This window comes from uncultured Bifidobacterium sp. (genome assembly GCF_949292005.1).
Classification (GTDB): Bacteria; Actinomycetota; Actinomycetes; order Actinomycetales; family Bifidobacteriaceae; genus Bifidobacterium.
Map to the genome: position 1 here is coordinate 1 of NZ_CASEXV010000002.1, position 2,284 is coordinate 2,284.

Consider the following 2,284-nt stretch of genomic DNA (forward strand, 5'->3'; position numbering starts at 1 on the left):
AATCGACGTGCATGAGATCAACGCCCCTTTGACCCTATCCACCGCCGAACGTGTGCAGATACTCAAAAAGCCATGGAAGCTCGTGGGATTCGTCTGGACCATCATGCGGCTGTGGAGGACATTGCGCAGGGAGTCCCGGGCATGGGTCTCGAGTCATGGGACGCCCGACGCGGTGCTGGTGGGATACATGGGACATTTCGACGTTCTGCTGGCACGTCGGCTGTTCCCGCGCACTCCGATCATCCTGGATCATCTCATCTTCGCCGCCGATACGGCAAAGGACCGGGGAGCGAAGGGACTCAAAGTCAGGGTTCTGCGGCACCTGGACGATTGGGCGCTGAATGCGGCCACGCTCATTCTCACCGACACCCGCGAGCACAAGGATATGCTTCGTGCGGGTGACTCAGGCATGGTCGTCCCCGTGGGAGCACCGGAGGAATGGTATGCGGTCGATGGCACGGAACGCCGGCACGGCAGCATCGTCTTCTATGGTCTGTACACGCCGCTCCAGGGAACGCCGGTCATCGCCGAGGCGGTGAGTATTCTGCGCGATCGAGGCATCACTCCGCCGGTGACCATGATCGGAAAGGGTCAGGACTATCCCCGCGTGCGCGAGATATTGCGAGGCTGCCCCAACGTAGGATTCGTCGACTGGGTCGACCCCCATGATCTGCCATCTCTGGTCGCCGGGCACGATATATCCCTAGGCATCTTCTCAACCACCCCCAAAGGGCTCCGGGTGGTGCCGAACAAGGTGTACCAGTCATTGGCCGCCGGATGCGCGGTCGTGACCAGCGACACCCCGCCGCAGAGACGCATGTTGGGCGATGACGTGGCATATGTGGAGCCCGGGGATCCGGAGGCTCTGGCCGACACCTTGCAGGGTCTGGTGAACGACGAGGCCCTCATCGTCTCGTGGCAAAAGAAAGCCGTGGCGTTGTCGCAGGAATTCAAGCCGTTCCCAATCACCACCGATCTGGCGCACTGGATAGCCTCACAAACGCGGGAGAGACAATAATGCGCGTACTGCACCGCATCGCGACGTCGGCGATAACGAAATGGGTGTTCCTTGCGATCGCGCTCGCCGGACTCGTGTACGCCATCGCGAAGAATTGGACGGAACTGCTATCGGCGCTCCATCAGCTCAATTGGGGCATCGCGATCGGAAGCGTCGTTCTGGCCATCGCATACGTGTTCTTCACGCTGTGGTCCTGGAAGATCGTTCTTGAGGATCTGGGGTCGAGTCTTTCGTGGAAGGCCTCGACCCAGCTATTCGGGGTGAGCCAGATAGGGAAATACATTCCGGGTGGGGTGTGGAACATCGTCGCCGCCGCCAGAATAGGCAAGGACCACCATATTCCTGTACGACGATCGGTCACGGCGATGACCGTATCCGTTCTGATCTCCCTCCTCACCGGAGTCGGCATCGGAGTCCTTACCGTACTGGGAACCTCCGTGGACATTCATGTGCCTATCTGGCTCATAGTCCTTATGCTGGTCGCACTGGTCGTGCTACTGACGCCGCAGGTGCTGAACAGGCTGATCAGACTGGCCTTCAGACTGATGAAACGACCTGCGCCAGAAACGGAGATGAGCCTCCGAGGATTGGGTATGGCCACGGTAATGTCCGTCATCTCGTGGGTGATCGCGGGCCTTCAGATCTGGATTCTCGCCATCGGCTTCGGGATGCGTCTCAACCTGTCGGGCGTGCTCATGTCCATCGGCTCCTACGCGCTTGCCTGGGTGGCCGGATTCGTGGTTGTGTTCGTCCCCGCCGGAACTGGTGTTCGCGAAACCGTTCTGGGGTTGTTTTTCTCCTCGATATTGGGATCGGGAGCCGTTCTGGCGATTGTTCTCCTCAGCCGCGTCGCGATGACCATCGCCGATGTCGTGTTCGCGTCGGCCGGCATCGCCATGACGCGCCATCCCGGCATCCAATCGAATCACTCCGGAGCGATTCGGGATGGGGTTTCCGTAGCCCCCACCTCGAATGAGGATTCGGCCACCGAGGGTTCTAGCCGTTGATTACGCCCATGTAGGCGTTCAGATTGTCTGTCCAGTCGGCGGGAGAGAATCCCGTCGACTCGAGCTTCGACAGGTCCAGCGCGCTGTGCACGGGCCTCGGGGCGACCGGCCCCGACGCCGAGGCGAAGTACTCCCCGGTCGATATGCCCTTGATGGCATCACCATTGCCATGACGCAGTTCGAACACGCGTCGTGCTATATCCGCCCATGACTCGATCGGCCCCGAGCCCGTCATGTCGTACGTCCCGTATGCGGCGTC

Annotated in this window: 3 protein-coding genes; 2 read left to right on the plus strand and 1 reads right to left on the minus strand. The window is 60.6% G+C overall.

Annotated elements, in window-relative coordinates; translation table 11 throughout:
• Window positions 1–1,018, plus strand: a 1,018-nt coding sequence (locus Q1X90_RS00030; RefSeq protein ID WP_300765619.1) for a glycosyltransferase, incomplete at its 5' end; no start/stop codon positions are given.
• Window positions 1,018–2,025: a lysylphosphatidylglycerol synthase domain-containing protein gene (locus tag Q1X90_RS00035; RefSeq protein ID WP_300765620.1), complete on the plus strand. Its 1,008-nt coding sequence runs from the start codon at window positions 1,018–1,020 to the stop codon at window positions 2,023–2,025. The genes Q1X90_RS00030 and Q1X90_RS00035, both read left to right, overlap by 1 nt.
• On the opposite strand, the gene Q1X90_RS00040 is transcribed toward Q1X90_RS00035, so the two are convergent.
• Window positions 2,015–2,284: sugar nucleotide-binding protein (locus Q1X90_RS00040; RefSeq protein WP_300765621.1), on the minus strand; the 270-nt coding region annotated here is incomplete at its 5' end. The two genes, Q1X90_RS00035 and Q1X90_RS00040, sit on opposite strands and share 11 nt — an antisense overlap.

Bases quoted from the DNA above. Each gene is read 5' to 3' on its own strand.
- Q1X90_RS00035 (WP_300765620.1), top strand. From the start codon at position 1,018: ATGCGCGTACTGCACCGCATCGCGACGTCGGCGATAACGAAATGGGTG.